Below are 26,870 nucleotides of genomic sequence, written 5' to 3'. Positions count from 1 at the left end.
CAAAAAAGCTCAAACAGAAGGCTGTTGCACGGGCTTCCGACGAAGAAGCGCATACAGAATGATGGCGCCGAAGGTGGCGGTGCCGATACCGCCGAGCCCGAACCCACCCAGCTTCAACGAAAAATCTCCGGCCCCTAGCACAAGCGTGACCGCCGCGACGATCAAATTGCGATTGTCGGAAAAATCAACCCTGTTGACGACCCAAATCCTCGCACCGGTCACGGCAATCAACCCGAACACGACAATCGACACCCCGCCGAGCACGGGCCCGGGAATCGTCTGGATCACCGCGCCGAACTTCGGCGAAAAGCCGAGAACCAACGCAATGAGCGCCGCAATCACAAACACCAGCGTCGAATAAATCTTCGTTACGGCCATCACGCCAATGTTCTCGGCATACGTCGTCACCCCCGTGCCGCCGGCAAAACCAGAAACGACCGTCGCGAGTCCATCGCCGAGAAAGGCACGCCCCACATAGCGGTCGAGGTTCTGCCCGGTCATCGCGCTCACCGCCTTGATATGCCCAAGATTCTCAGCAACAAGGATCACCGCGATCGGCGCCAGCAGGGTCATCGCCTGCACGTTGAAAACCGGCGCCGTGAAATGCGGCATGCCGAACCACGCAGCATTCGCGACAATCGAGAAGTCAATCGGCTTACCCATGCCGAGCCCGTTCGTCACGATCGCGTAAATCACATACGCCATCAGCAAACCAACCAGAATCAGAAGGCGCTGCAACATGCCGTGTGCGAACACGGCCACCGCGCCGACACACAGCACCGTCACAATCGCCATCCACGAATCGAAGTTGCTGCCGCTCACGCCGTGCACCGCAATCGGCGCAAGATTCAGCCCGATCACGCAGACGATCGCCCCAGTGACGACCGGCGGCATCAGTGTTTCGATCCACCGGGTGCCCACCGCCGATACGATCAACCCGATGAGCGCGTACACCACCCCGCACGCGACGATCCCGCCCAACGCGACCGGAATGTTCATATTGGGCCCGTGACCGGCGTACCCGGTCACCGCGATCACGAGTCCGATGAACGAAAAACTCGAACCGAGATAACTCGGCACGCGGCCGCCTACCATCACGAAGAACAGCAACGTGCCGATCCCCGACATGAAGATGCACAGATTCGGATCGAAGCCCATCAGCAGCGGCGCGAGCACGGTCGCGCCGAACATCGCGACCACGTGCTGAACGCCCATCGCGAACATCTGCGGCCACGCGAGCCGCTCATCCGTGCCGACGATCCGGCCTTCAGCGGCATTGGGCTGGACGCGCCAGCGGGGGAAATAAGAATCGGCCATGGCGGGGGTTCTCCTCTGTCGGCGTGATGTGGACGGCGCCGGAAAACGGCGCTGTCTGCGAATTACGCGCGAGTGTACGGAGTGCGAATACCCCTGGCAAGGGTGGTGCGAAGCGGGGCAAAAAACTGGATGGAAAGCGTGGCGAACAGCACGCCCTGCAAAGTCATCGACGCCATCAGCCGCACCTTGCTTGCAGGAAGAACACTGTGACCGCCGCCGCTTGCAACTGCCTCGCCCGGTCTGCCATCGATTCAGCCGCCGCCGACGCCGCGCGCGGGGATTGGGAGTTGTCTGATATTTGCGATGCAGCCGGACTCTTAGACTTTCTCTCGCTGCGTTCAAATCCCGTGAGTGAGCGCATGCAATCGATGTTGTTGTAACTCTCCGACTTTCCGCTCACGCTCCCCCGGGCGTGAGCGGTTTTTTTTGTCCATCCGTTTTGTCGTCGGTGGCATGGGACTGCCGTTTGAAGCTACGCAAGCGTCACGAAGGCGTGGGCGGCAAGCCGCAGCGTATGGTCGCGCACGTCGGCAGGCCAGGCCGAGACGATGTCTTCAAAACGCGGCCGATCGTCAGCGTACAAGGCGCGCGTGGCGTCTTCGTAACCCGGCAGATTGCCGGCCAGCGCAGTCGTGAAGCGATAAACCGCTTCCTGCGCCGCACGTTTGCGGTCCTTGTCCTCGCTGGCCGAGCGGGCCGCATCGACCAGTTTGCGCAGCGCAACCGAAGCGCCGCCCGGCTGCCCGTTCAGCCAGTCCCAATGGCGCGGCAACAACGTGACCTCTCTTGCCACCACGCCGAGTTTGGGCCGGCCGCGGCCACGCGGGGCGGCGTCGTCTTCCGTGGCGTCGGCAGCTTGTGCTGATGCCTCGCCGGACTCCTGACTGGCCAGCCTCGCCACAATCTCTTCGGGTGTGCCGCGCAAATCGAACTCGACCGGGCGGCTCGTCACGTCGTCGAAAATCAGAACCGGCGCCTGTTCGCCGCGTTCGAACACCGCTCGCACCGCCAACGCCACGTCAGGCAAGGCGCCTGAGGCAATACGGCGGAGCCCTTCGAAGGCAGTGCAGCTGGCGATATAGGGGGTCATGACAAACTCCGGTAAGAAAGAATTTGTCGAATTATACCCGGGTATAATTTGGCGCAACATATTACCCGGGTGAAATTTAAAGGCCGCTCACCGATGAGGCCTCCGGCCTATCGGTGGGGCTGCTCGACTAGCGTGCTGCTATCCGCACGTGCCGCCGGATAACGCATCACGCGATTTCGGCCCGCATCCTTGGCTTCGTAGAGCGCTTCGTCGGCGGCGTCGATCAGTGAGCGGCTCGTCGCGAAGGTGTGACCTTTGGTGCTGGCGATACCGATGCTGATGGTCAGCACATGGTGAGAGCTGGCGACGTGCCGCAGTTGAAGCGCCTGCACCGCGGCGCGAATCTGCTCGGCGATACGCTCCGCGCCGAATTCGTCGGTATCCGGCAGCAGCACGGCAAACTCTTCGCCGCCGTAGCGCGCTGCCGTGTCGCCCGGGCGCCGCACGTTCTGTGCGATGCAGCGCGCCACGCCGATCAACGCTTCGTCGCCCGCCGAATGGCCGTACAGATCGTTGAAGCCTTTGAAACTGTCCACGTCGATCAACAACATCGACAGCGGCCACGCGCAGCGTTGCGCGCGGAGCCACTCTTCTTCGATGTGTTCCTCGAACTCGCGGCGATTGTTCAGCCCGGTCAGCCCGTCAGTACGCGCCAGCTCGCGCAACTCGGCTTCGGCCGCAAGACGCCGCCGCAATTGCTGCGAGAACAGCACGGCCATCGCGATGATGGTCGCATCCAGCGCGGCAATCAGCGTGCCGATGATCCACGCGCGATGCCGCCATTCCACGTAGATGTCCTGTGTGGATAGCGCCACGTCGAGAATCAGCGGATAGACGTCGATATGGCGGAACGCATACCAGCGCTCGACTCCGTCGATCGCCGCCGTGCCGAAGAATTCCCCGCTCGGCTGCTGGGTGAAGCGCGTGTAGTTCGCCGTTCCGGTGAGATTACGGCCGATGATTTTCGGATCGTACGGCCGGCGCATCAGCATCGTGCCGTCGGCGAGCATCAACGCCATCGAGCCGCTCGCACCGAGATTCATGCCGGCGAACAGACGCCTGAAGTAAGTGAGGCGCATCGTGCCGACCACGACACCGGCAAAGCTGCCATCCGGATGCGAAAGACGCCGGCTCAAGCCGATGGTGATGTCTTTGCCGGGCGCCTTCGGTATGAACGGATGGCTCACGTAGAGGCCGACGTTGGGCGAGTCGCGCTGAACCTGGAAGTAGTCGCGGTCCGCAAGGTTGAACTTGCGCGGCGGACTCGCTTGCGAGTCGAACACGATGTCGCCGGTTTCGTTGGTGACGAGGATCGAGCCCATGTCTTTCGCGCTGGCCGAGCCGTCGAACAGGACCATCTGGCGGATTTCGGGCGGCAGGTCCAGCACGCCGGGCTGTTTCAAACCCGCGATCACCGCGCGCAGCGACAGATCGTAGATTTCCAGATTGCGCGACACGTCGCGCTCGACCAGCAGCGAAACGTTGAAGACCGAATCCTGGGCGCGCCGCAACGCGTCATCACGCATTTGCGCCAGCACCCATACCGCGATCGCGAGTATCGCGCTGGCCAGCACGATACTGACGGCAATCAGGATGTTCGGTCGACGCGTCATCATGGTCTTATTGTTCGAACGTGCGCTGATCCACGCGCGTGGGGAGGTGGGTCGCGTCTGCAGCTGAAGGCGCGACTGTGAAGACGGTAGCCTACCAGACGGCACGGCACATCGAACGCTCGAAAAGACGGGGATTTTCGCGACCTGGCCGCGCGCGGTCAGCTGGTATGCAAATCCAACTGGGATCCGGATGCGGCACGGCTCAGCGCGCGGATATCGGACGCTTCGAGCACCGTTTTGCCGGCGCCGTGGCGCGCGAGCTCCAGCATCGCCAGGCCGATGTCCTCGGTGCTCAGGATCTGGTTGGGCAACAGCGCGCGCAGCGTCGACAGGAAAGGCTTGGCGACTGCATAGACCAGCCGGTACGAACGGGTTTTCGAACGCGCGCCGTGGAGCGGCTGGATCACGCCGGGACGGAACAGATAGACGGCCTTGAACGGCAAACGCTGCAACGCGTTCTCGGTCTTGCCCTTGACGCGCGCCCACATGCTGCGGCCGCGTTCGGTGCTGTCGGTGCCCGCGCCGGACACGTAGATGAAGGTCATCCGCGGATTCAGACGGACGAGCGTTTGTGCGGCCGCCAGCGTCAGGTCGTAGGTCAGGCGCGCATAATCCGCTTCCCGCATGCCCGCCGACGACACGCCCAGGCAGAAGAAGCACGCATCGAAGCCCTTCAGCGATGCTTCGGCCGCGCGGTAGTCCATCAGGTCCGGCTGAATCAGTTCATGCAGGCGCGGATCGAGCTGGTCCGTGCGGGTGCGGCCCACCGTCTGGATCGCGTCGACGTCGGGCGCGCGTAGGCATTCGCGCAGCACGCCCTGGCCCACCATGCCCGTCGCGCCGAAAATCAGAACCTTCATGATGCTTGCTCCATGGCCACGTGCGGCCAGTGCGTGTTGGTCAATGCTTCGGACACGGGTTTGCCCGCCGACGCGGGCTCAACTTTACGCCGATGCCGCGGGAAAGTCGGGCAGTCTGCGCGGGTGCGCTGTAATCCGTCGCGACGCTGACCGTTCGCCATGCTTCGGCGCTTGCCGCGCGCGCTTTGTCGCCTTCGCCGTAGTCGCTGCTGCCGCAGCACAGGCAACGCCGCGCGCGTCACGTTGACGGCGCCGTAGAAGTTGGTGTCGGCTCAAGCTGTTTCTGCTGTCGGTGCTGTCGGTGCTGTCGGTGCTGTCGGTGCTGTCGGTGCTGTCGGTGCGTAATCGCATCAGCGCGGAATGTGCGGGAACACGGATTTCACGGGGCCGTTACTGTTTATTGCACGAGCGCCCCTCGCACGATCAGGCACAACCCTGCTGCGACGATGGCCACGCCGACAACTCGCGCAATGCGCTCACCGTCCGGCGCGAAACGTTCGATGGTAATAGCTGCCGTCACGACCGCCATCGCGCGCAGGTCCATGACTCCAATGACGAAAAGGATCGCCGTCAAGCCTGCACAACGGCAGCTGCAGTGCAGCCCCAGGCGCAGGCCGTGTTGCAAGGCAACACCGGCGCTCGCCGGCAACGTGCGAGCGCGCCCCGGCGCCTCCCGGCAGCAAGTAAGGTGGCGGGCCTTCCACGCGGTGAACTGCAGCGCGCCAGCGCTCAAAACGACCCCACTGGCCGCAATTGGAACGACACGAGCCAGCGCTGGCAGCTGCATCTCGACTGCCGCCAGCACCGCGCCCAGCGCAAAGGCGACCACGCCGAACAGGGTCCATACGCAGAAATAACCCACGCCCACCAGAACAGTCAGCCAGGCGAGGCGCGTCTCGCCCGTTCTGCCGACCGCCAGGCGATAGCGCCACAGCGTGGGCGCAAGGGATGGCAGCATCATCGCCACCATCATCACGCCCCACATGCCGAGAAACGACGCCGCGACGCCGGGCCACGTCTGTCCGCACATCCGCAGCCACGCCATCGACATTGCCCAGCCGCCGGGCATCGGCATCTCGCCCATCGCCGACATGGCCGCACACCCGACGATCGTCGCCGTCGCGCTGGCGGCAAAGAGCAGCGCCAGGACACCGAAGAAGGTTCGACGGGAAGCTCGCCCGGAAACCGCCCGTCGCGAGAATTCCCGTGCCCCGGTTGCGCCAGCGTCACTCATGAAGATGCTCAGCGCTGGTTGTACTCGTCGTGACGGCGCCACCAGATACCCGTCTCGTTGCGCCCCTTGGGCGCACGATCGAGCCATTGGTACATGCCCCAGATGCCGTCCACGCCGCGCGCGTAGGAGGAATACGTGTGGTAGACCACGCCGTCTTCGAGCACGAACGCGCTCAGGCCCGGCCGGTCGCGAACGTACGTGGAAGCGTCGGTTCCGCAGGTGGCCGCGAACTGGGCGACGGGCTCCGGTGCCGGTGTCGCGTCCATCGCGTGGCCGCCGCGCTTGTAGTTGTATTCGACGCGCCCCTCGCGCTGCTGCTCCTCGGTGAACGAAATGTTGAAGTCGAAGTTGAAGTCGCTGCCATGCGACGACGCCCACGGAAACGTCCACCCCATCCGGCGCTTGTACGTCTGCAGCTTGGCAAGCGGCGCCCGCGACACCGCCATCAGCATGACGTCGTGGTTCGCCAGGTGCACGGCGACACCATTGAACCCGTCTGCAATCGACGAGCAGGACGGACACCCCGCCGTGTAGTCGGGCCCGAACATGAAGTGGTAAACGAGAAGCTGCGAGCGTCCCCTGAAAAGGTCCGGCAGCGAGGCGCTCCCTTCATCGGTCTCGAATCGGTACGCCTTGTCGATTCGAACCCAGGGCAGCGCCTGCCGCTGACGCGCCAGCTCGTCGCCCTTGCGCGTGAGCTCCTTCTCCGCCGTGAGCAGCTCGAGCCGCGCGGCTAGCCACTCTTCACGTGTCCCGGTCGTATGTGTCGTCATCATGCTTCCCTCCGTTGAGTGTTGCTCGCCGGTCGTTCAATTCCCGCTACGGCGTGCTGGTTGGTGGTCGTGCTAGATTAGTTCCGGACTTCGAACGGTGGGAGTGACAAGTGTGACGGGATTCGAATAGGCCATGGACTCGCTAGTCACGGCTGCGGCGCGCGCGCTCGCAGCGGGGGATCCGCTCGGCGCACTGAACCGGGTTGCCTTGCGCGACGACGCACCTGCGCTCGCGCTTCGCGGCATCGCGATGGCCCAGCTCGGCGATCTCGTTCGGGCGAAGGCTCTCTTGCGAAGTGCGGCGCGCGCCTTCGGTCCGAAAGAAGCCGTGGCCCGCGCGAGGTGCATCGTCGCCGAAGCCGAGATCGCACTCGTCTCGCGCGACCTGGGCTGGCCAGCGAAGGCGCTCGACGCCGCGCGGGCGACGCTCGAAGCACACGGCGACCGGGTGAACGCCGCGCACGCGCGGTATCTCGAAGTCCGGCGCCTCCTTCTGATCGGGCGCCTCGACGAAGCCGAACGTACGCTCGCCGAACTCGACCCCGCGCCCTTCCCTCCCGCGTCGCGGGCCGCCCACGAACTGGTCGTTGCCGGGATCGCGATTCGGCGCATCAGGACGAAGACGGCACGCGCCGCGCTCGCCCGAGCCGGGCACGCCGCGCACCACGCGGGGATCCCGGCACTGACAGCGGAAGTCGAAAGCGCCGCCCACGTCCTGAACACGCCCGCAGCGCGCCTGATTGCGCGCGGCGAGGAGCGGCTCCTGCTGCTCGATGAGGTTGAAGCGTTGCTGGCGTCGAAGGCGCTCGTCGTGGACGCGTGCCGCCATGTCGTACGCGACGTCGACACGGTGGTCTCGCTCGCGAGGCGTCCGGTGTTGTTCGCGCTGGCACGCGCGCTGGGCGAAGCGTGGCCGTCAGACGTGCCGAGGGACGCGCTCGTCGCGCTGGCATTCCGGGCGAAACACGCTGACGAATCGCATCGCGCGCGCCTGCGAGTCGAAGTCGGGCGGCTTCGCAGGGTGCTTGGGACGCTGGCCGGCGTGAGCGCGACGACGCGAGGATTTGCGCTGGTGCCGCGCGGCGCACGCGAGGTCGTGGTGCTGGCGCGGCCCGTCGAAGACAAGCATGCGGCGATGCTCGCCCTCCTCGCCGACGGCGAGTCGTGGTCGAGTTCGGCTCTCGCGCTTGCGCTTGGAGCCAGCCAGCGCACCGTGCAGCGTGCACTCGACTCGCTTGCGGCCGCGGACAAGGTGCAGCCGTTTGGCCACGGACGAGCGCGCCGCTGGATGACCCCGCCTGTGCCGGGATTCACGACGACCTTGTTACTCCCCGTTCCTTTGCCGACCGGCTAGGATGGAAGCAACAATCGTCCACTACTAGGTGCTCCCAAACCTTCCGCATCGCGCCAGGCCAGCAGAGGGGGGACAATCCCCCAAGGGACTTCCTGCGGGGCGGAAAACCTGGGGTGGCCCGGCGTTTTCTTGAGGACAACCAGGATGGAAACATGAATCGATCCGCAGCCAAAATCGTCCGTGAATATGGACCCTTTCCGGGTGTCGACCAGGTGGGTGGAGTCACGTATGACGGTCAGCAAGTCTGGTTTGCTACCGGAGACAAGCTGAACGCCCTCGATCCGGCGAGCGGGAAGACGCTGCGCTCGATCGATGTCGCCGCGCATGCGGGAACCGCCTTCGACGGCCAGCACCTGTTTCAGATCGTCGAGGATCGCATCCAGAAGATCGATCCGACGACCGGCCGTGTGCTCGCGACGATCCCGGCGCCCGGCGGTGGTGCTGACTCGGGGCTCGCGTGGGCCGAAGGCACGCTCTGGGTGGGGCAGTATCGGGACCGGAAGATCCATCAGATCGATCCTCAGACAGGGGCGATTCTTCGCACCATCGAATCCAATCGCTTCGTCACCGGGGTTACCTGGGTCGACGGAGAACTCTGGCACGGCACCTGGGAAGGTGATGAGAGCGAGTTGAGGCGAATCGATCCTCGCACGGGAGAGGTCCTCGAGAGGCTCGATATGCCGGCGGGAATGGGCGTGTCGGGACTCGAGTCCGATGGCGGCGATCAGTTCTTTTGCGGAGGCGGAAGCAGCGGGAAGGTGAGGGCTGTCCGGCGGCCTGGGCGAAGTGGCGGGATTTCGGGTGAGGCCGCGAGCGAGTAGGTGGTGAATGGGCGGCTCGTCAGCTGCGAGTAGGCGGAGCGCGCCGAACGGATCGGCCAGGTAGGCGGAGGGGTCGAGGCGGCTCGAATTCGCGGTCTCGATGAGCGGGTGGTTTGGATCGGTCCTGGAAACAACAAAGCCGACGTTAAGTCGGCTTTGTTTTGCGGCAGTTGTTGCTCTTTGTTAGTCAGGCATGTTGTTGCACTTGCGGCAGAAGTCGGGGGCCTGATTCAAGTGCGTTGTTTCTAAAGAAAAACTTGGTGGAGAGGAGGAGGATCGAACTCCCGACCTTCGCATTGCGAACGCGACGCTCTCCCAGCTGAGCTACCCCCCCAACGTGCAAATTATTCTAGCACAGGCATTTTCCGTTTTGCCAAGCGCCGCGGCGCGCCAAAACATCACTTCGATGGCGCGCCCGCCAGCACCCAATCGACCACCGTGCGGATGTCAGCATCGCTCATCGACTGATGCGCCGGCATCGGAATCATGCCCCATACGCCGGCCCCGCCGTCCTTCACCTTACGCGACAGCTTGGCCGGCGCTTGCGCGTCGCCCTTGTACTTCGTCGCGATCTGCTGGAACGACGGCCCGACCAGCTTGCGGTCCACCGCGTGACATCCCATACAAGCATTCGCGTTTGCCACCACCTGGCCGCGCGGCGTATCAGCTGCCTGCGCCGTCGATGCAAAAGCACCGCCCAACACGCTAACCGTCAATACAGCACCTGCAAGGGCAACGCACCACTTCATGGCGTCGCCTTCGGATTACCCGGATGCACCGAGTTCGAATTGCTGACCGGCGCCGGCGCCTGCTGCTCGAGCGGACGCGCGCTCACCGACGAATCCGGAATCGTGCCGACCGTCGGCGCGCTGGCGTCCGGTTGCGATGCGGCCACCGGCGCAGTGGCCGCAGCCGCGGCAGCCGCCGCCGCTTCCTGCGGCTGGATGTACTGGAACACCTTCACGACTTGCGTCACACCCGGCACACGGCTCGCCACATCCGCGCCGCGATTGCCTTCGTCCATCGTGACGAGACCCATCAGATACAGCGAGCCACGCTCGGCCACCACCTTGAAGTTGTTCGCCGAAATATTCTTCTCGGCGATCAGCGCGGTCTTCACGCGCGTTTCAAGGTACGTGTCATTGGTGCGCGACGAGAACGAGCTGGCCGGCATGATCGCGAGTTCGTTGACGATCGTGTTCACGTTGTTCAAGCCACGCACGATCGTCTCGGCCCGCTGCTTCGACACCTCGCCCGCCACTTCACCGGTCAGCAGCACGCGCCGGTTGAACACCGTCACGTTCACGTGCGCCGAGTCCGGCAAATTCTGGCTGATCTGCGCGAGCGCCTTCACCTGCAACTCGCGATCCTCGGTCTGCGCGCCGAGCGTGCGCCGGTCGGTCGCCACCAGCGCGCCGCCGCCCGCCGCACCGGCGACGGCGAGGAAACACCCCTGCAACGTCGCGGACAGCCCCGCCGCGAACCCGATCACCAGCACGGTTCTCACCAGTGTCTTCTTGACGCGGAATACGCTCATCAACTAGCTCTCCTTCGGAATCAGTCTCAGTCTTCGCCCAGCAACATGGCATCGATGCCGTCGCACAGACAATGGATGGTCAGCAAATGCACTTCCTGGATACGCGCGGTGCGATCGGACGGCACGCACACATGGATATCGGTGTCGCTCAAGACTTCCTGCATGCGCCCGCCGCCCTTGCCGGTCAGCGCGACCACGATCATTTCGCGCTCGTGCGCGGCTTCGATCGCGGCCAGCACATTGGCTGAATTGCCCGACGTGGTGATCGCCAGCAGCACGTCGCCCGGCTGGCCGAGCGCCCAGACCTGCTTCGAGAAAATCTGCTCGAATGAATAGTCGTTGGCGATCGCGGTCAGCACGGACGTGTCGGTGGTCAACGCAATCGCCGGCAAACCCGGACGCTCACGTTCGAATCGGCCGATCAGTTCAGCGGCGAAATGCTGCGCGTCGGCGGCCGACCCGCCGTTGCCGCACGCAAGAATGCGATTGCCATTGGCAAGCGCGGTGAACATCGTGTCGACCGCAGCAGCGATCGGCATCGACAGGGTTTCGAGGGCTTCGAGTTTGACTGCCGCGCTGTCGCGGAAGTGTTGTTGAATGCGTTCGACTGACATCGAGTCTCTATCTTGTACCGCGAATGAGCCGCGCCATGCGGCCGTGTTGTGAAGACTGGGGTGCTTTCAGGTGGTGCTCCGCCATGCCCGCGCGGCGCTCATTGCGCTTGCGCGCGATACTCGCGTTGTGCTGACGCGTGATGCCGGCAACCCGCACGTTCGCGAATACGTGGCAAACCGCGCTGCTTTTCTGCTTGCGCGCGTCGCTCGCACACCTGCACGCGAGCGCAAGTTTATCGCACTCACGCGCGTTCTCCGCGCACCGCGTCAGACTTCGTCGGCGCGAAACGCATCGCGCAGCCACACGAGCCGGCCGGCTTCGAACGCAATCACATCGAAACGGCACGCAGGTTCGTCGCGCGAATACCGGCCGCGGGTCGCCAGATAGTGCCGTGCAGCGCGCACGATACGCTGCTTCTTCTGCCACCCGATGCTCGCCGCCGCGCCGCCATAGTGCCGCTGCGCACGCGCGCGAACCTCGACGAACACCAATGCGCCGTCACGTTCGCGCATCACGAGATCGATCTCGCCGCCGCGGCACATCACATTGCGCGCGACGAACCGCAAACGCTGCCGCTGCAGAAATTCCAGCGCACGCGCCTCGAAAGCGGCGCCGACGAGTTTGGACCGGGCAGGTCTCGAAAAGTTGGGCGCGCTGACGGGCAAGCTCATCGCCGTGGCGTCGGCGGCACGCGGCGCCGGCCGCGCGCCGCCCGGCTCGCGCGCCGCTGCGTGGCACAATGGCGGCCTCGTTCTGTCTGTCTGCGTCTTCTGTCTCATGACTCCTCTCTCCGAACTCGCGCAAGGGCAGCAGTACCCCATTGCCGCGCTGTATGTGGTGGCCACGCCGATCGGCAATGTCGCCGACATCACGCTGCGCGCGTTGCATGTGCTCGGACTCGCGGACCGCATCGCCGCCGAAGACACCCGCAACACCGGCCAACTGCTAGCGCGATACGGCATCTCGAAGCCGCTCGTCGCGGTTCATCAGCACAACGAGCGGGCCGCGGCGCGGCGCCTGATCGAACATCTGCAAGCGGGCGAACGCGTGGCGTACGTCTCCGATGCGGGCACGCCGGGCATCTCGGACCCCGGCGCAAAACTGGTCGACGCGGTGCGCGAAGCGGGCTTCCCGGTGATTCCACTACCCGGCGCAAGCGCGCTCGCCACCGCGTTGAGCGCGGCCGGCGACTGGGTCGCGACGTTCTCGTTCCTCGGCTTCCTGCCGCCAAAAGCAAAACAGCGCGCGACAACGCTGCAAACGCTCGCGACGCATCCGCACGCCATGGTGTTCTACGAAGCACCCCACCGGATCGTCGAGACGGTGCAGGCAATGGCCGACTCGTTCGGCGGCGAGCGCAAGCTGCTGATCGCGCGGGAATTGACGAAGTTACATGAAGCGCTGCATCGCGGCACCCTGGCCGAAGGGCCAGCGTGGCTCGCCGCCGATCCGAACCGGCAACGCGGTGAATTCGTGCTGGTGGTGGAAGGCGCGCAGGCGCAAGCCGCCGGCGAGCAGGATCACGACGCGTTGCTGGGCATCCTGCTGGAAGAGCTGACGGTGAGCAGCGCGGCGAAAGTCGCGGCGGCCATCACCGGGGTGTCGCGCAACACGCTATACACGCGCGCGTTGGCGCTGAAGAAGGACGAGTAAAAAATACAAAGGGCCGCGCGAGGCGGCCCTTTGACTGAGTCTTGCAGCACGCCAAGCCCAGCCGTCACGCCGCTTGCTCGCCGGCGTGACGGCTGCGCCTGAAACACGCTTGCCGCCATCAACTTATTTCTCGGCGCTCGAACCCGAGTTCGACGCCAGTATTTCGTTACGTGCAGCCCTTGCTTCCCGCTGCGTCAACCCTTCGATCTTGACCCGCGCGGTGCCGGCATGGCGCATGTCGAGCATGCTCGCGGCGGCCATCGACAGGTCGATTACCCGGCCGCGCGCGTACGGACCACGGTCGTTGATACGCACGACGACCGAGCGCGAAGTGGCCGGATTGGTCACTCGCACATACGAACCGAGCGGCAGCGTACGATGCGCCGCGGTCAGCGCGTGCATGTCGTAACGTTCGCCGTTGGCGGTGCGGCGGCCATGAAAGCCGCGGCCGTACCAGGAGGCACGGCCGGTCTGATGGAAGTCCGAAATGCTGGGACCGTCGTCCGTTAGCGGCTGCGCGTCGGCTAGCGATGAGCCTTTGGCGGCGCCATTTGATGCCTCAGCGCCACCGAAGGCTTGCGGCCCAAACGAGCCCGCCTGCGCACTCTTCGTGCCGAGCGGCATGCCGCTTGCAGACGTGCTGCTGGCGCCCGGAGGCGTCGCGCAGCCGACCAGCACAAAAAAGGCGAAAAGACTCCCTAGACCACGGGTTAACCGAGTTTTCATAAGACGTGCAATCACATTGTCGAGCCGCATCACGCGAAAAAAGAGCGTGTTGCCTGCGACTCCGGCGGCAAGGGACGACAGCGCGCCGCGCAGACGAGCGCAGTACGCAGAAGCCCGGATGCGGCTCACACAGCCGCTACCGCACGGTTAATTTTCACGTCTGGCGCAACCTGTCCCCGGCAGCCTGACCAGACCCCACATGCCGCCATCGAACGTGGCAAACACGTTCTTGCGCGCGGAACTCAACGTGCAGGAACGGCGGCGTAGGCCCCACCCAGCGTCACGGAAGTTAGGTCCGTTGCAGGCGCGCGGCGCCTGGCTGGGTAAGACGTGTGCATCGAAAGCATCGATACTGGATTGCCGTCGGTAAAGCACGACGGCACATACTTGAGAGGCAATTCGCGTGCCCATTTTTGATGGGGACGCATCACCTGGTGGCGGCACGGTGACCCGTGCACTGGGGTGCATTATACCGAAAAGAAATTTTTGAGATCACAAGCGACTGAAAAGCTTGATGATTTTTCACTATCGCTGCAAGAATGGGCCAGCGACGGCCCGCTGCAACAAGGTCTCGACGCCCCGGCGAGGGTAGGAGAGACACCGGTACAATCAACGTTTTTCCAGCGGCGCCGTCATCCATGAAAGTCACCTTGATCCCCGTCACGCCGTTTCAGCAGAACAGTTCGCTGCTCGTTTGCGAGACGACCGGACGCGCGGCCGTCGTCGATCCGGGCGGCGACTTCGATGTCATTCAGGGCGAGATAGCGCGCCAGAACGTGACAGTCGAAAAAGTTTTCCTGACGCACGGGCATATCGATCACTGCGCGGGCGCGAAGACGCTTGCCGCGCACTATGGCGTGCCGATCGAAGGTCCGCATCCCGACGAGCGCTTCTGGCTCGACAAGCTGCCGGATCAAAGTACGCGCTTCGGCTTTCCGGCCGCAGAGGCGTTCGAGCCGGACCGTTGGCTGCAAGATGGCGACACCGTGCAATTCGGCGACGAAACCCTCGAGGTCTATCACTGCCCGGGCCACACGCCGGGACACGTGGTGTTCTTCAGCCGCAAGCATCGGCTCGCGCTGGTGGGCGACGTGCTGTTCGCCGGGTCGATCGGCCGCACGGATTTTCCGCGCGGCAATCACGCCGATCTGGTGCGCTCGATCCGCGAGAAACTCTGGCCGCTCGGCGACGACGTCACCTTCGTGCCGGGTCATGGCCCCACCTCGACGTTTGGCGCCGAGCGCCGCTCCAATCCATACGTCGCGGACGGAGTAGAAGCATGAGCAGCGAAATCTATGTGAGCACCGACGTCGAAGCGGACGGCCCGATTCCCGGCCCGCATTCGATGCTCAGTTTCGCCTCCGCGGCCTATACCGAAGACAAGCGGCTGATCGCCACTTTCTCGGCGAATCTCGAATTGCTCGAAGGGGCCGCGCCGCATCCGGTGCAAGCCGCATGGTGGAAGACCCAGCCCGACGCGTGGGAAGCCTGCCGCAAGGACTTGCAGCAGCCGCAAGCCGCACTGAACGCCTACGTCGAATGGGTTGAAGCGTTGCCGGGCAAGCCGGTGTTCGTCGCGATGCCGGCGGGTTTCGACTTCACCTATATGTTCTGGTACATGATGCGCTTTGCCGGCCGTTGCCCGTTTTCCTGGTCGGCGCTCGACATCAAGACGCTAGCTTTCGCGATGACCGGCTTGCCGTATCGCAAGAGCATCAAACCGCGCTTTCCAAAACACTGGTTCGACGATCACCCGCACACGCACGTCGCGCTCGACGACGCGATCGAACAGGGCGCACTCTTCTGCAACATGCTCAAGGAGTTGCGAGCCACTCAGGCGAGTGTCGCAGCCGGTAAAGATGGGGACGGCTCAGGGCAAAACGCCGCTGAGGAACCGGCAAATTAGGTAATCTCCCTCGCCGAAGCCGTTTTACATTGCGTTTCGTTTTCGAGCCCTCTACCATGCGTTGATACGGCGACGCAAACGGAGGCGCAGTTGACACTCGATACGTTCTCTCAAAAAATCCTGCGCCTGCTGCAGCTCGACGCACGCCGCTCCGTGCAAGAGATTTCCGACCAGGTCGGCCTGTCGAGCACGCCATGCTGGCGGCGTATCAAGGACATGGAGCAATCGGGAGTGATCCAGCGTTACACGGCGCTGCTCGATCGCGAAAAGCTCGGGCTGCACGTCTGCGCGCTCGCACATATTCATCTGACGCGGCACACCGAAGGCGGCGTCGAACAGTTCGAGCGGGAAATCGCCACCTGCCCGGAAGTCACCGAGTGCTACAGCACGACCGGCGAATCCGATTACATCCTCAAGATCGTGGCGCCGGACATCAAGGCGTACGACAGCTTTCTGCACGAGCGCATTTTCAAGATTCCGGCTGTTGCGCAGGTGCGTACGAGCGTCGTGCTTCGTGAGATCAAATTCGATACGCAATTGCCGCTGTGACACCGCGCTGTGACACCGTGAAGCCGAGGCTGGCGCGAGCTTGTCGCGCCCCACAGCATGGCAGCGCGCTCAGATGGAGTGGTGCGGCTCGGTGAGCCCGGCGCGAACATTCGCCTCGCCTGCCCCGGCTTCCTTCGCGGAGCCCGTTTCAGCCGGCGCCGTATCCAATGCCCGCACCACATCGAGCTTGCGTGCGCCCAGGCGGCGCTTGAGCGCAGCCAGGTCGACGCGCGCGAGGTTCAGCGCGTCGCTCTCGAGCGCGCGCGCACCGACGGCCGGCAAGGTCACTTCCACATCCAGCCCGGTACTCAGATAGTGGATATTGACCGTCGCAGCCTTGATGCCGCCCTCGGCCAGCGCCGCATCGACTTCGGCGACGACCCGCTCACGCGCCGGCAGGTTGACCGGAGGCCGCGCGAGCGCATCGTTTTCGGGGTCGACATGGATCAGCGCGTCGAGCACGCGGTTGTCGGTCAACACGCGCAAGCGCGCCGACTCCGCGATGTAATGCCCTTCCGAAACCGAAATCAGCGGATCGACCAGAATGTGCGCGTCGACGAGCGCAAAATCGCCCATCTTGCGCGTACGCAGTTCATGCACGTCGCGCACGCCGGGGGTGGATAGCAACAGCTTGCGCATGTCGGCGGCCGCGGTTTCGTCGAGCGCGCGGTCCGATAGATCCTGCAGCGCGTCCCAGCCGAACGTCCACCCCATGCGCGCCACCATGAAACCGACAATCGCCGCGGCGATCGGATCGAGCAGGCGCACACCCGCGAGGCTACCAATAACACCGATCGTCACCACCAGCGACGACGCCGCATCCGAGCGCGCATGCCACGCGTTCGCAATCAGCATCGCCGAACGTACGCGCTGCGCTTCGCGCAGCATGTAGCGAAACAGACTTTCTTTGGAAATCAACACGAGAACGGCGACCGCGAGCGCGCTCATATGCACGGCGGGAATGCTCTGCAAATCGGCGAGACGCGTACCGGCGCGCCATAACATGCCGACGCCTACCGCAATCAGCAATCCGCCCAGAAATAATGAAGCGACGGTTTCATAGCGGCTGTGTCCGTAATTGTGATCGGCATCCGGCTTCGCGCCGCTGTGCCGATTGGCTACCAGTACGACAAAATCGGAAATCAGATCGGCAAGCGAATGGACGCCGTCGGCGACCAGCGCCTGAGAATGCGCAAAGACGCCGATGACGATTTGCAGCGTCATCAACACCGTATTCAGCGCAATACTGACAAAGGTGCTTTTGCGCGCAACGCGATGTTTTTCGGCGGACTGGCCGGAGGTGGTGGAAGGCATCTGAAGCAGCGAGAAAAGGTTCAATGCCTGCATTCTACCCGGAGCATCTCGAAATCGCTCCATCCCGGCATTAGAATTTCCTTTTAAATCAGATGCTTATCTAAACGAAAAGCATTCGCGTTCCCACCACGGGGAATACGTGTGACAAATACACGTCAATTCGCCGGCGCAGTAAAAAAACGAAAAAAAACCGCGCCCTGGGCGGTGCGCGGTTTTCTTGTCAGCAGCGGCGCGGCAAAGGCGCTACTGGTGCACTGCATTACTTCTGGATCAAAAACTTCTCACGATCGAGGCCGGCGATCCAGCGCGGCGGCTTGCCACGGCCAGACCACGTGCTGCCGCTGTCCGGGTCGCGATATTTCGGCGCGACGCCCGCACGCGGACGGCCGGCTTTAGCGCCCTTGGCAGCACGGCCGCCGCCGAGCTCGCTCAGCGTAATGCCGTAGTCGGCCATTTTCTGCTTGATCTCATTCAACACTTCCGCGTATTCACGCGACTTAGCTTCTTCGATCTGCTTTTCGAGTTTCTCGCGCTGGGCGAGTAGTTCCTTGTAGGACGACATAGGTTCCCTTGTAGTATGGATAAATGACTGCCAGTCTTAAGCCAGCTTGCCCTTTGAAGGTGATCACGCCTCGGAATTTGATCGCGAGATTAACACAAAATAGAAAGACTGCAAAAGTCGCCGCGTAAAATTAATCCTGTTTCGTTTCAAAAAATTTCCGTCGAACGCTGCGTGACCCACAATCTTTCAAATGGCTAATTTCCCGTTTTGCTGAGAACCCGTAGTGAGGCGCCAGTAATTATGAGATTAATTAGCAAAAGATGGAAATTAAGATGAATATTTCGTATCAACATTTCACGCCATGAAAGCTTTAACATGAAGTCGCGTCACATATTGCGCTAGATGTCTCCGCCGTTATTGCGCTATACGTGTTTTCCCCAAAGCAATCAGGCTTAATTCGCGTGGCGCTGGATGCAAACTTCGAGCGCGGCGTGCAAGGCTTCGGTATCGCCTATGGCGTCGTCGAAAATAAAACGCGTGCGCTCGCCGTCGCGCTTCAGATCGACGCCGTATCGATCGACGCCAAGCAACTGGAGTTTGGCGGTGGCCGCCGAGTGCTGGGCGAAATACTCGATCAACGCGCGCTCTTCATCGAAGTCGAGCGGCGCCAGCGGATCGAGATCGGCGCCGTCGAGCCATCCCATCGAGCCAAAGCCGCCGATATAGCGCAGCCGCTCGATCTTCATCGCCCAGAACGTGAAGTCGCCGAGAACCAGGTAGCGTTCGGCGTCCGGGTGATAGCGCAGATAGCGGTCCACAACCTCAGGCGTCGGGTCGACCGGTTCGAAGATGCCGAGCAAGGTAACGCGCTGGCTGCTCAGCACGTCGCCATTGGGCGCGTCGACGGCCAGAAAACCGGCGCGCGGGTCGGCGAGCAGGTTGTGCGTATGCTCGGCGAGCCGGCTCACGAGAATCGTCGGACGGTGCCGCGAATCCGGCGCGAATGGCAGCACCGTCGGGTAGGGAAAGCCTTGCGGCTGGCGCGCATGGGTCGCAAGCGTGCCGACAGCGGCGGTATGCAGCAGATGCAGCGGAGCGTGAGCGGGAATGTTCAAGTGCGCGTCTCTCAATGGATGACCGGCAAAAAAACCGGCACACGGATTGGGGCGCACGTCTGTCATTTCACGTCGCCCCGAATAATCGTAAATACTAGATCACCACGCTCCGAGCAGGAGACGGCACGCTTCGATAGAATCGGAAATTCGCTTTCAACGCGCTTTCTTCCGGCGTTCTCTCCCTCGACGAGATTTCAGTGTCCGACCGCACTTCCGAATTCGCCACCCTCCCCGCCGCTCACCGTGACCTTTCCGGCACCGCGCGGCAGCGCGCCCGTTTTGCCACCATGGCGGTGTTTTTCATTGCCGGGATGATGTACGCATCGTGGGGGGTGCATGTGCCCACCGTGCGCGACCGCTTCCATCTGAACGCGGCACTGCTGTCGTTCGCGCTGCTGGCTGTCGCGGGCGGCTCGATCGGCGCGATGGCGGCGAACGCGTCGTGGATCGCGCGTGTCGGCACGCGCCGCGCCTGTCTCACGGGCGGCCTCGTCATGACGGTGTGCGCGGCGCTGATTCTGGTCGTGCCCGCTTACTGGCTGTTGCTGATCGTGCTGGCCATCTTCGGCGCGGGCATGGCCACACTCGACGTCGCGATGAATGCGGAGGCCAGCGCCGTCGAGAAGGCGCTCGGCAAGCCGATCATGTCGTCGCTGCACGGCATGTTCAGCATCGGCGGGATGTTTGGCGCGGCGGTCGGCGGCGCGTTGCTGTCACGCGGCATGGAGCCGGCGATGCACCTTGCGCTGGCCGCGGCGGTCAGCGCGCTGGTGCTGATCGCAGCTTGTCCTTCCGTGCTGCCGCATGTGCCGCACGCCGATCATCCGGATGCCGCCACGCCGCGCGCCAACCGCTGGCGCTCTCCCGCGCTGTGGGCGCTCGGCGCGATGGCGCTGGTAGCGTTGATCGCCGAAGGCGCCATGTACGACTGGGCGACCGTCTACATGCGCGACGTCGTGCTGGCGACGCCGGCGCTCGCCAGCGCGGCCTACGCGGCGTTCTCGGGCGGCATGGCGGCGGCGCGTTTCGCCGGGGACGCGGTGCGCGCCCGCTTCGGCGCACCGCAACTGGTGATGGCGAGCGCGTCGCTCGCGTTCGCCGGGATGATCGGCGCGCTGCTGCTGCCGAACACGGCTGCCGCGCTGATCGGCTTCACGCTGATGGGCCTCGGGCTCGCCAACATGATGCCGGTGTTGTTCGCGGCGGCCGCAAGCGTCAAGGGAATTCACGCCGCCGAAGGACTCGCCCACGTTGCGGGGCTGGCGTACTTCGGCCTGCTGCTCGGCCCGGTGATTATCGGTGCGGTGACGCAGGCGACCAGTTTGCCGATCGGGTTGTCGGTGGTCGCGGTGTGCTCGGCGCTGATCGCGGTTGCAGGTCCGAAAGTGCTGCGTCGTTTGAAAGTCTGATGCGGGAGCGCGCTGTCGCCGCATCGGCGGACGTGACGGCATACGAAAATCCATTGACTTACGTTACGTTACACGCGGCATGCACCCGTCGGTGTTCCGGGCCACATGAGCCTCTCCAGCGCTTTCATGCACCGGCACCGTCGCTCACAACCCATTGATCCATATGAGTTTATCCGTCTTGCCAGACGCGCGGATTTGAATGGCATAGGTTTTGCAGTTAGCTCCCTCAGCAGTTGTCCAAATTACGGGGGAGCAGACCATGAATCACCATTTCAAACTCTCGGCGATCGCCATGTGCGTGACGTCGATGATTGTGCTGACGGGATGCGGGAGCACGCTGCACGCGCCGAGTGTGCCCAGCAGCGTAGGAAGCAGCTCAGGTAGCGGTTCGGGTAACGGCTCAGGTAGCGGTTCGGGTTCAGGCTCGGGTTCAGGCAGTGGCTCTGGAAGCGGCACGCCGACTCCGACTCCGACTCCGACTCCGACTCCGACTCCGACGCCGACGCCGACTCCGACGCCGACGCCAACCCCGACGCCAACCCCGACGCCTACTCCCACGCCTACTCCCACGCCAACTCCAACGCCAACTCCAACGCCAACTCCAACGCCTACGCCTACGCCTACGCCGACGCCCACGCCAACCCCAACGCCCTCCAGCGCCAACCCGATCGGCGTCGTTGCTCAAAACACCGGCAACGCCATTACGGCGACCGGGCAAACCGTCGCCGCGGTCGGCAGCCAGATCGCCCTTACGCCGGTCCCGGGCGCGAACCCGGCGACCACCAGCGCGCTCGGCGGCGTCGTATCGAATCTAGGCAACGCCGTCACCGCACTCGGCGGGGGGACCACCAACGGCGTCGGCCAGCTCGGCAATTCCACCACTCCGCTCGACACGACCCTAGGGAGCAGCGGCAACCTCGTTTATGACGCGGGCCAGGCCGTCAACAGCGCGGGCCAACTCGTGACCAGCCTGGGCAGCGGCCCCACCGCGCCGCTCAGTCCGCTGACCACGCCGCTCGGCAGCACCGTCTCGACGGTCGGCACAGCGGTCAGCAGCCTCGGCACCCAATTCGGTTCGCAACTGACGGGCGGTTCGATCCAGCAAGTCTTGCAGACCGGGAGCACGGCGATCACACCGATCACGGCCACACTCGCGCAAACGACCCAAACCGTCGGCGATACAACCGGCGTCGGTTCACCGCTGAACGGCCTGCTGTCGACTATCGGCCAAGGACTGAATAGCGCGGGCGGCCAGATCGGCAGCGCCACCAACGATCCGATCGGCCAGAACCTCGGCAACGTCGTGAGCCAGCTCGGCAACACCGTCGCATCCGCCGGCGGCCTGTTGACAGCGGGAGCTTCAAACAGCGGCAACCCGTTGGGCGGCATCACCGGCATCCTCGATCCGGGCGGCAGCGGCGGCACTGCGGGTAATCCGCTGGCGCCGTTGACCAGCATCCTCACCGCGCTGCCCGGCACCTTGAGCGGCGGCCTGAGCGGCGGCAGCGGCTCCGGCAGTCCTCTGGCGCCGTTGACCAATGCATTGACCACCTTGACCAGCAGCCTCGGCGGCGTCTCCGGCGGCTCGGGCAGTCCGCTTGCGCCGCTGACCGGCGTAGTGAGTTCGGTCACCGGCGCGTTGAGCAACGCGACGGGCGGCTCGGGCAATCCTCTGGCGCCGGTGACCTCGGCGGTGTCCTCGCTGACCGGCGCGCTCGGCTCGGCTACGGGCTCAGGCTCGGGCGGCACCGGCGGGACCAGCAATCCGCTCGCGCCGATCACCGGCCTGCTCACTACCGTGACCGGCACGTTGACCGGCGCAGCGGCATCGACGGGGGGGACATCCGGCAGTACATCGGGTGGCGGATTGCTCGGCGGCCTCGTCGGCGGACTGGCGCCGAAGAAATGACGAATACGAATCACGACAGCGCGAGTCACAACAGCGAATAACGACAGCAAATAACGACAGCAAATAACGACGCGTCACAAGCGTCGAAGGGGGGCGGCGAACCGGGCAACCGGCTCGCCGTTTTTTTATCGCCTCGACAAAGCCGCTGACGCGCCGCGCGAATCCCTCACAGGTCGTGATACGTGTCGTAATTGCGCGAGAAATCGTTACGCTGCAGAAAGTTGGTGAAAGTCATCGTCACCGATGCGTCGAGTCCTTCGACGTAATGCCACCAGCCGATCGGCAAAAACAACAATTCGCCCGGCGCCAGCGTGCATTCGATCAGCTGCGCATCGCGCATCGACGGGAAACGCGCGTAGTCGATCGCACTGCCGTCCACCTGCGAATAACAGTGCAGATAATTGGCCATATGCGGCGTATCGGACAGCGGAACGAGTTTGATATGTTTGCGCCCGATCACCTGCGCCATGAAGTTATTGGTCAAATCATGGTGAAACGGCGTCTTCGTGCCCGCCGGTCCAAACCAGAAGAATCCGGTATCGGGCGACCCGGCATCAAGATACTCGCGAATGGTCGACACATCTGACCATAACGCGGCCAGCGCTGCGCGATTGTGCGACGTGTTATTGGCCGTCATATAGAAATCGTTGGTCGAGCCGCTGCGCTCGACGAGCTCGACATAATCGGCAAAGCGCATCATCCGCTTGAGCTTCGGCTGATTGATTTCATAGTTCGCATCGGACTCGCGGCCGAACTGCACTTCGACTTCGCAATCGCCGCAACGCGAGCGAAAGTAATCGAAATTCCATTGCGTGCGAGCCGGCCAGAAATCGAAGGCGCCGGTGATGATCACGGGCCGGTTCTGAAAGTAGTACTGCTCAAAGAATTCGTCGCGCGATAAACGCTCGCGCCGTTCGACCGTATCGCTGTGAGCGCGCAAACGACTCAGCGTGCCGTACACGGACAACATCCAGTCGCGCTTGCGCAAACGATTGCGCAAGCGCGTGGCACCCTGCAAATAGGGACTCGCGAGTGCGGCCTCGATTTCGCGCGCGGCTTCGGCTGCGTCGAAACCATGCTCGATCAGCACGCCATGGAGCGCCGGCGGCGGCGCATCGAGCAGCAGATTCTCGGCAATCCAGCGGCGCCAGCCGTCATCGATCGAGCGGATCACAGAACTCACGTTATTCTCCCAGGCGGCATGCAGCGGCATTCGTCAGGCCGTCAGCGTCTCATGCGTCCGGCCAAAAGAAAAGGCACGCGAGCCATGCGGCGCGCGTGCCTTCGAACCACTCGAGCGGCGACACGCAAAGCTGTCGCCGAACCCGCAGTTTTACATCTTCACAACGTCGAGCAGGGTCTTCTTGCCCGACTTGTAGTTGTACAGCGAGATCACGCCGTGCTGAAGGTCGCCCTTCGAGTCGAACGTTGTTTCACCGATCACACCCTTGTAGTCCGTGGTCGGCATCTCTGCCAGAATCTTCGCCGGATCGGTCGAGTTCGAACGCTTCATAGCGTCGACGATGATGTACACAGCGTCATACGTGAACGGAGCGTAGATCTGGATCGGCTGACCGAAACGCTTCTGATACTTGGCGAGGAACGCTGCGCCACCGGCCATCTTTTCGAGCGCCATACCGGCTTCCGAGCAGACGATGTTGTCGGTTGCGTCACCGGCCAGATCCGACAGCTTGTCGGTACAGACGCCGTCGCCTGCCAGCACCTTCGCACGCAGGCCGAGCTGCTTGGCTTGCTTGGCGAACGGGCCGCCGGTGGCGTCCATGCCGCCGTACATGATCGCGTCCGGGTTTTCGCCCTTGATCTTCGTCAGAATTGCGCGGAAGTCGACAGCCTTGTCGTTGGTCGCGTCATGCGACATCACGTTCAGGCCCAGCGACTTTGCGGTCTTTTCGAATTCGTTGGCGAGACCCTGACCATAAGCGGTCGAGTCGTCGACGATCGCGACGCTCTTCACCTTCATGGTCTTGGAGGCGTAGTTCGCAAGTGCCGGACCTTGTTGGGCATCGGTCGCCACCACACGGTACGTCGTCTTGAAGCCCTGTTGCGTGTACGCCGGGTTCGTTGCCGACGGCGAGATCTGCACGACGCCTGCGTCGCTATAGATCTTCGAAGCCGGAATCGACGTGCCCGAGTTCAAGTGACCGACCACTGCGACGACCTTATCGTCGACCAGTTTCTGGGCGACTTGAGTTGCCGTACGCGGGTCAGCTGCATCGTCTTGTGCGTCGAGTTGCAGCGTGACTTTCTGGCCACCGATCGTCAGGCCCTTGGCGTTGATTTCCTCAACCGCCAGGCGCGCGCCGTTTTCGTTGTCTTTCCCCAGGTGAGCGATACCACCAGTCAGCGGTGCCACGTGACCGATCTTGACGACCGTGTCTGCCGCGGCCGTTGTTGCCAACGTTGCGAACAGCATCGCCGCAGCGCTGATCGGCAACAGCTTTTGAATCTTGATGTTCATGTAAGTCTCCAGTTTCGGTCCCAAAAACAACGTAATCGCCCTGTGCCCCCGCGTCCCTACACGTGTCGCTCAGTCCCGTGGACGACCACGCCGGTTGCATCGTTCATGCACTTGGCCAGCACGTCCGCCAACCTGTTTGTGGCAGGCGGCAAACCGTACTTGCGCGCAAGTGTAGGCTATCAAATTAATTTGTGGGACTTTTTTGAGAAAGTGGGATGAACACTAATAGCGTTTATCCAACAGGCACCCGTCGCGACGCGGCAGACCGGCTGGAAAGCGCCAACCCATGCGGGTTTCCGCTATGTGAGGGGTTCGTCTGACGGCACCGCCTAAAGGTTTTAGCGTGTTAAACCGTTAATGTTTCGAATAGTCATTGTGCGTAAAAAGCAGGCGCATTGCGGGCACGCGCGAGAGACACTTACGAAGCATGGACGAGGCGCACCTGCACCGCGCTGTATCAACGCTCGAGCGAAGCGATCCGCGCCACCGCCGCACGCCATTCCTGATCGAGTTGCGCAACCAGTTCCGCGGCGCCGAGACCCTCGCGGCGCTTGCGGCCTAGATGCGCACCCTGGCCCGACCAGAGAGATAGATAGTCGCCGTTTCCCGCACGGCTCGCGGTTTGACGCAATTCCTGAGTCAAGGCGTTTTGCACCGGATAAGGCGCGATCTTTTGCGCTGCTTCGGACAAGCGCAGCATCAGCGGATTGCGTATGCCGCGTGCATGACGGCCGGTGATGGCGCGCGTAACGCTAGTCGCGGTGTCGGGCATCGAGCGCAACCGGTCCTTCCATGCAGGCGAGATCGCACTCTCCGCACAGGTGATGAACGCGCTGCCCATCATCGCCGCCCGAGCGCCCAGTGCCAGCGCGGCGGCCACGCCGCGTCCGTCCATGATGCCGCCCGCCGCCAGCACCGGCAGGCCGGTCGCATCGGCGAGTTGCGGCACGAGCGCCATGGTGCCGATCAGCGCTTCATCGAATGCGCCGATGAAGGTGCCGCGATGCCCGCCGGCTTCCGCGCCTTGCGCGACGATCGCGTCGGCCCCTGCGTCGCGCCATGCCAGCCCTTCGGCGACATGCGTCGCGGTACCTATTACATATAGACCCGCTGCGTGCAAACGCGCGACGTCGTCGTTGGAGAGCAGCCCGAACGTGAAGCTAACCACCGGCACGCGCAATTCGCGCTGCAACGGAACAATGAATTATCGAGAACGTTTCAATCGTCTTACGAGATTGCCACGCTGCGTGGCTCGCTGTCAGGCTCGCTGGAGCCTCGCTGCACGGCGTTTCTTTTGATGGCAAACTGAGCGCCCGCTTCAGGCACTCGGGCCTTGGGCATTCAATCAGACCGGCCTCGCACAGCGAGCGGTGCGCAGGTCAATGGAGAGCAACATGAGCACGACTTCCCGATGGATCGATATCCCCGCCGGCAACGACAGCTTCGGCGGCTATCTGGCGCTGCCCAAGGGCGGCAAGGGACCGGCCGTCATCATCATCCAGGAGATCTTCGGCGTGAACAGCCACATCCGCTCGGTCGCGGATCAGTATGCCCAAGACGGCTACATCGCACTCGCCCCGGACATCTTCTGGCGCACGCAGCCGCGCGTCGAACTGACTTATGAGGGCGCCGACCGCAACAAGGGCATCGAGTTGATGCAGAAGACCAACGTCGACCTGGCGGTCGCGGATATCGGCGTGGCCGCCGCGGCGCTGCGCGCGATGCCGGACGTAACCGGCAAGATCGCCGCGATCGGTTTCTGCTTCGGCGGCCAGCTCGCCTATCTGGCGGCAGCGCAAGGCTCGCTCGACGGTGCGGTCGCCTATTACGGCGGCGGCATCCAGAACAAGCTCGAGCACGCCGCGAAGATCAAAGTGCCGATGCAATTCCACTACGGCGAACTCGACGCGCATATTCCGCTGTCGGCGGTGGGCGAGATCCAGGAGCGCTTCGCGGGCCGCACGGATGCGGAATTCAACATCTATCCGAACGCCGATCACGGCTTCAACTGTACGGACCGCGCGTCGTACAACCAGCATGCGGCAGCGCTGGCGCACGGCCGCACGCTGACCTTCCTCGGCGAACGTCTGTAAC

24 protein-coding genes, 1 tRNA gene and 3 pseudogenes are annotated in these 26,870 nt (G+C 63.4%); 10 read left to right on the top strand and 18 right to left on the bottom strand.

Features of this window, described 5'->3' with window-relative positions; translation table 11 throughout:
- Window positions 1-9: 9 nt before the first annotated feature.
- From DLM46_RS03655 to DLM46_RS03625, 6 genes are all read right to left on the bottom strand, one after another.
- Complete coding sequence (locus DLM46_RS03655; protein WP_115099418.1) at window positions 10-1,317, bottom strand: solute carrier family 23 protein; 1,308 nt, start codon at window positions 1,315-1,317, stop codon at window positions 10-12.
- 472 nt (window positions 1,318-1,789) lie between these two features.
- The gene (locus DLM46_RS03650; RefSeq protein ID WP_115099417.1) at window positions 1,790-2,407 is read right to left on the bottom strand and encodes a DUF2239 family protein; all 618 of its coding nucleotides are present in this window, start codon (window positions 2,405-2,407) and stop codon (window positions 1,790-1,792) included.
- 107 nt (window positions 2,408-2,514) lie between these two features.
- Window positions 2,515-4,023, bottom strand: a complete 1,509-nt coding sequence (locus DLM46_RS03645) for a sensor domain-containing diguanylate cyclase (protein ID WP_115099416.1) — start codon at window positions 4,021-4,023, stop codon at window positions 2,515-2,517.
- A 155-nt stretch (window positions 4,024-4,178) separates the two neighbouring features.
- Window positions 4,179-4,880, bottom strand: a complete 702-nt coding sequence (locus DLM46_RS03640) for an NAD-dependent epimerase/dehydratase family protein (RefSeq protein WP_115099415.1) — start codon at window positions 4,878-4,880, stop codon at window positions 4,179-4,181.
- 397 nt (window positions 4,881-5,277) lie between these two features.
- Window positions 5,278-6,114, bottom strand: a complete 837-nt coding sequence (locus tag DLM46_RS03630; RefSeq protein ID WP_115099414.1) for a DUF2182 domain-containing protein — start codon at window positions 6,112-6,114, stop codon at window positions 5,278-5,280.
- A gap of 8 nt (window positions 6,115-6,122) precedes the next feature.
- Complete coding sequence (locus DLM46_RS03625; protein WP_208866235.1) at window positions 6,123-6,887, bottom strand: DUF899 domain-containing protein; 765 nt, start codon at window positions 6,885-6,887, stop codon at window positions 6,123-6,125.
- Window positions 6,888-7,020: 133 nt separating this feature from the next.
- On the opposite strand from DLM46_RS03625, the gene DLM46_RS03620 reads away from it, so the two are divergent.
- Both DLM46_RS03620 and DLM46_RS03615 read left to right on the top strand, forming a co-directional pair.
- Window positions 7,021-8,241: a helix-turn-helix domain-containing protein gene (locus tag DLM46_RS03620; protein WP_115099412.1), complete on the top strand. Its 1,221-nt coding sequence runs from the start codon at window positions 7,021-7,023 to the stop codon at window positions 8,239-8,241.
- Between the two features lie 152 nt (window positions 8,242-8,393).
- The gene (locus DLM46_RS03615) at window positions 8,394-9,062 is read left to right on the top strand and encodes a Vgb family protein (RefSeq protein WP_115099411.1); all 669 of its coding nucleotides are present in this window, start codon (window positions 8,394-8,396) and stop codon (window positions 9,060-9,062) included.
- Between the two features lie 258 nt (window positions 9,063-9,320).
- On the opposite strand, the gene DLM46_RS03610 is transcribed toward DLM46_RS03615, so the two are convergent.
- The 5 genes from DLM46_RS03610 to DLM46_RS03590 form a co-directional block, all read right to left on the bottom strand.
- Window positions 9,321-9,396: transfer RNA gene (locus DLM46_RS03610), tRNA-Ala, on the bottom strand.
- A gap of 64 nt (window positions 9,397-9,460) precedes the next feature.
- On the bottom strand, window positions 9,461-9,811 hold the full coding sequence (locus DLM46_RS03605) for a c-type cytochrome (RefSeq protein ID WP_115099410.1): 351 nt from the start codon (window positions 9,809-9,811) through the stop codon (window positions 9,461-9,463).
- Window positions 9,808-10,599 carry a BON domain-containing protein gene (locus DLM46_RS03600; RefSeq protein WP_115099409.1) on the bottom strand — a complete coding sequence of 264 codons (792 nt, stop codon included), beginning with the start codon at window positions 10,597-10,599 and terminating at the stop codon, window positions 9,808-9,810. The genes DLM46_RS03605 and DLM46_RS03600 overlap by 4 nt, the downstream gene beginning before the upstream one ends.
- Before the next feature lie 26 nt (window positions 10,600-10,625).
- Window positions 10,626-11,213 carry a phosphoheptose isomerase gene (locus DLM46_RS03595; protein ID WP_115099408.1) on the bottom strand — a complete coding sequence of 196 codons (588 nt, stop codon included), beginning with the start codon at window positions 11,211-11,213 and terminating at the stop codon, window positions 10,626-10,628.
- Between the two features lie 267 nt (window positions 11,214-11,480).
- Entirely contained in the window at window positions 11,481-11,954 is a 474-nt protein-coding gene (locus DLM46_RS03590; RefSeq protein WP_115099407.1) for a YraN family protein, read from the bottom strand.
- Window positions 11,955-11,991: 37 nt separating this feature from the next.
- Between DLM46_RS03590 and rsmI the strand changes: the two genes are divergently transcribed.
- Window positions 11,992-12,867 carry a 16S rRNA (cytidine(1402)-2'-O)-methyltransferase gene (gene rsmI, locus DLM46_RS03585; RefSeq protein WP_115099406.1) on the top strand — a complete coding sequence of 292 codons (876 nt, stop codon included), beginning with the start codon at window positions 11,992-11,994 and terminating at the stop codon, window positions 12,865-12,867.
- Window positions 12,868-12,990: 123 nt separating this feature from the next.
- Here rsmI and DLM46_RS03580 read toward each other — a convergent pair whose 3' ends face one another.
- Window positions 12,991-13,593, bottom strand: a complete 603-nt coding sequence (locus tag DLM46_RS03580) for a septal ring lytic transglycosylase RlpA family protein (protein WP_425273960.1) — start codon at window positions 13,591-13,593, stop codon at window positions 12,991-12,993.
- Between the two features lie 638 nt (window positions 13,594-14,231).
- Between DLM46_RS03580 and DLM46_RS03575 the strand changes: the two genes are divergently transcribed.
- The 3 genes from DLM46_RS03575 to DLM46_RS03565 all read left to right on the top strand — a co-directional run bounded on the left by DLM46_RS03575 (window position 14,232) and on the right by DLM46_RS03565 (window position 16,048).
- The gene (locus tag DLM46_RS03575; RefSeq protein ID WP_115099405.1) at window positions 14,232-14,876 is read left to right on the top strand and encodes an MBL fold metallo-hydrolase; all 645 of its coding nucleotides are present in this window, start codon (window positions 14,232-14,234) and stop codon (window positions 14,874-14,876) included.
- Window positions 14,873-15,499, top strand: a complete 627-nt coding sequence (locus tag DLM46_RS03570; protein WP_115099404.1) for a 3'-5' exonuclease family protein — start codon at window positions 14,873-14,875, stop codon at window positions 15,497-15,499. The genes DLM46_RS03575 and DLM46_RS03570 overlap by 4 nt, the downstream gene beginning before the upstream one ends.
- Window positions 15,500-15,589: 90 nt before the next feature.
- A complete protein-coding gene (locus tag DLM46_RS03565) occupies window positions 15,590-16,048 on the top strand; it encodes an Lrp/AsnC family transcriptional regulator (RefSeq protein WP_012431468.1) in 459 nt (152 codons plus the stop codon).
- Window positions 16,049-16,117: 69 nt separating this feature from the next.
- Here DLM46_RS03565 and DLM46_RS03560 read toward each other — a convergent pair whose 3' ends face one another.
- From DLM46_RS03560 to DLM46_RS03550, 3 genes are all read right to left on the bottom strand, one after another.
- Window positions 16,118-17,362: a cation diffusion facilitator family transporter gene (locus tag DLM46_RS03560; protein WP_115099629.1), complete on the bottom strand. Its 1,245-nt coding sequence runs from the start codon at window positions 17,360-17,362 to the stop codon at window positions 16,118-16,120.
- Window positions 17,363-17,621: 259 nt separating this feature from the next.
- Window positions 17,622-17,924, bottom strand: coding sequence for an H-NS histone family protein (locus DLM46_RS03555; protein WP_115099403.1), 303 nt, complete (start codon window positions 17,922-17,924; stop codon window positions 17,622-17,624).
- Between the two features lie 392 nt (window positions 17,925-18,316).
- Window positions 18,317-18,979, bottom strand: a complete 663-nt coding sequence (locus tag DLM46_RS03550; RefSeq protein WP_115099402.1) for a HugZ family pyridoxamine 5'-phosphate oxidase — start codon at window positions 18,977-18,979, stop codon at window positions 18,317-18,319.
- Window positions 18,980-19,176: 197 nt separating this feature from the next.
- Between DLM46_RS03550 and DLM46_RS03545 the strand changes: the two genes are divergently transcribed.
- The 3 genes and pseudogenes from DLM46_RS03545 to DLM46_RS03535 all read left to right on the top strand — a co-directional run.
- Window positions 19,177-20,388: an MFS transporter gene (locus DLM46_RS03545; RefSeq protein WP_115099401.1), complete on the top strand. Its 1,212-nt coding sequence runs from the start codon at window positions 19,177-19,179 to the stop codon at window positions 20,386-20,388.
- A gap of 259 nt (window positions 20,389-20,647) precedes the next feature.
- A pseudogene (locus DLM46_RS41420) lies at window positions 20,648-20,842 on the top strand (hypothetical protein); the annotation flags it as partial.
- Window positions 20,843-20,956: 114 nt separating this feature from the next.
- A pseudogene (locus tag DLM46_RS03535) lies at window positions 20,957-22,297 on the top strand (collagen-like triple helix repeat-containing protein); the annotation flags it as partial.
- Between the two features lie 166 nt (window positions 22,298-22,463).
- Here the strand turns inward: DLM46_RS03535 and DLM46_RS03530 are convergent.
- The 3 genes and pseudogenes from DLM46_RS03530 to DLM46_RS03520 all read right to left on the bottom strand — a co-directional run.
- Complete coding sequence (locus DLM46_RS03530) at window positions 22,464-23,510, bottom strand: cupin-like domain-containing protein (RefSeq protein ID WP_115099400.1); 1,047 nt, start codon at window positions 23,508-23,510, stop codon at window positions 22,464-22,466.
- A 120-nt stretch (window positions 23,511-23,630) separates the two neighbouring features.
- Window positions 23,631-24,776 (bottom strand): branched-chain amino acid ABC transporter substrate-binding protein, encoded by a 1,146-nt coding sequence (locus DLM46_RS03525; RefSeq protein ID WP_115099399.1) that lies wholly within the window; start codon window positions 24,774-24,776, stop codon window positions 23,631-23,633.
- Window positions 24,777-25,233: 457 nt separating this feature from the next.
- A pseudogene (locus tag DLM46_RS03520) lies at window positions 25,234-25,959 on the bottom strand (NAD(P)H-dependent flavin oxidoreductase); the annotation flags it as partial.
- Between the two features lie 211 nt (window positions 25,960-26,170).
- On the opposite strand from DLM46_RS03520, the gene DLM46_RS03515 reads away from it, so the two are divergent.
- Window positions 26,171-26,869 carry a dienelactone hydrolase family protein gene (locus DLM46_RS03515; RefSeq protein ID WP_115099398.1) on the top strand — a complete coding sequence of 233 codons (699 nt, stop codon included), beginning with the start codon at window positions 26,171-26,173 and terminating at the stop codon, window positions 26,867-26,869.
- The last annotated feature ends 1 nt before the right edge of the window (window position 26,870 follow it).

The organism is Paraburkholderia lacunae (assembly GCF_003353175.1).
Taxonomy (GTDB): Bacteria; Pseudomonadota; Gammaproteobacteria; order Burkholderiales; family Burkholderiaceae; genus Paraburkholderia; species Paraburkholderia lacunae.
Note: the sequence above shows the minus strand (reverse complement) of the source record. Positions and strands in the feature narration are given on the sequence as shown.

Bases quoted from the DNA above. Each gene is read 5' to 3' on its own strand.
- DLM46_RS03655 (WP_115099418.1), bottom strand. From the start codon at position 1,317: ATGGCCGATTCTTATTTCCCCCGCTGGCGCGTCCAGCCCAATGCCGCT.
- DLM46_RS03650 (WP_115099417.1), bottom strand. From the start codon at position 2,407: ATGACCCCCTATATCGCCAGCTGCACTGCCTTCGAAGGGCTCCGCCGT.
- DLM46_RS03645 (WP_115099416.1), bottom strand. From the start codon at position 4,023: ATGATGACGCGTCGACCGAACATCCTGATTGCCGTCAGTATCGTGCTG.
- DLM46_RS03640 (WP_115099415.1), bottom strand. From the start codon at position 4,880: ATGAAGGTTCTGATTTTCGGCGCGACGGGCATGGTGGGCCAGGGCGTG.
- DLM46_RS03630 (WP_115099414.1), bottom strand. From the start codon at position 6,114: ATGAGTGACGCTGGCGCAACCGGGGCACGGGAATTCTCGCGACGGGCG.
- DLM46_RS03625 (WP_208866235.1), bottom strand. From the start codon at position 6,887: ATGACGACACATACGACCGGGACACGTGAAGAGTGGCTAGCCGCGCGG.
- DLM46_RS03620 (WP_115099412.1), top strand. From the start codon at position 7,021: ATGGACTCGCTAGTCACGGCTGCGGCGCGCGCGCTCGCAGCGGGGGAT.
- DLM46_RS03615 (WP_115099411.1), top strand. From the start codon at position 8,394: ATGAATCGATCCGCAGCCAAAATCGTCCGTGAATATGGACCCTTTCCG.
- DLM46_RS03605 (WP_115099410.1), bottom strand. From the start codon at position 9,811: ATGAAGTGGTGCGTTGCCCTTGCAGGTGCTGTATTGACGGTTAGCGTG.
- DLM46_RS03600 (WP_115099409.1), bottom strand. From the start codon at position 10,599: ATGAGCGTATTCCGCGTCAAGAAGACACTGGTGAGAACCGTGCTGGTG.
- DLM46_RS03595 (WP_115099408.1), bottom strand. From the start codon at position 11,213: ATGTCAGTCGAACGCATTCAACAACACTTCCGCGACAGCGCGGCAGTC.
- rsmI (WP_115099406.1), top strand. From the start codon at position 11,992: ATGACTCCTCTCTCCGAACTCGCGCAAGGGCAGCAGTACCCCATTGCC.
- DLM46_RS03580 (WP_425273960.1), bottom strand. From the start codon at position 13,593: ATGAAAACTCGGTTAACCCGTGGTCTAGGGAGTCTTTTCGCCTTTTTT.
- DLM46_RS03575 (WP_115099405.1), top strand. From the start codon at position 14,232: ATGAAAGTCACCTTGATCCCCGTCACGCCGTTTCAGCAGAACAGTTCG.
- DLM46_RS03570 (WP_115099404.1), top strand. From the start codon at position 14,873: ATGAGCAGCGAAATCTATGTGAGCACCGACGTCGAAGCGGACGGCCCG.
- DLM46_RS03560 (WP_115099629.1), bottom strand. From the start codon at position 17,362: ATGCCTTCCACCACCTCCGGCCAGTCCGCCGAAAAACATCGCGTTGCG.
- DLM46_RS03555 (WP_115099403.1), bottom strand. From the start codon at position 17,924: ATGTCGTCCTACAAGGAACTACTCGCCCAGCGCGAGAAACTCGAAAAG.
- DLM46_RS03530 (WP_115099400.1), bottom strand. From the start codon at position 23,510: ATGCCGCTGCATGCCGCCTGGGAGAATAACGTGAGTTCTGTGATCCGC.
- DLM46_RS03525 (WP_115099399.1), bottom strand. From the start codon at position 24,776: ATGAACATCAAGATTCAAAAGCTGTTGCCGATCAGCGCTGCGGCGATG.
- DLM46_RS03515 (WP_115099398.1), top strand. From the start codon at position 26,171: ATGAGCACGACTTCCCGATGGATCGATATCCCCGCCGGCAACGACAGC.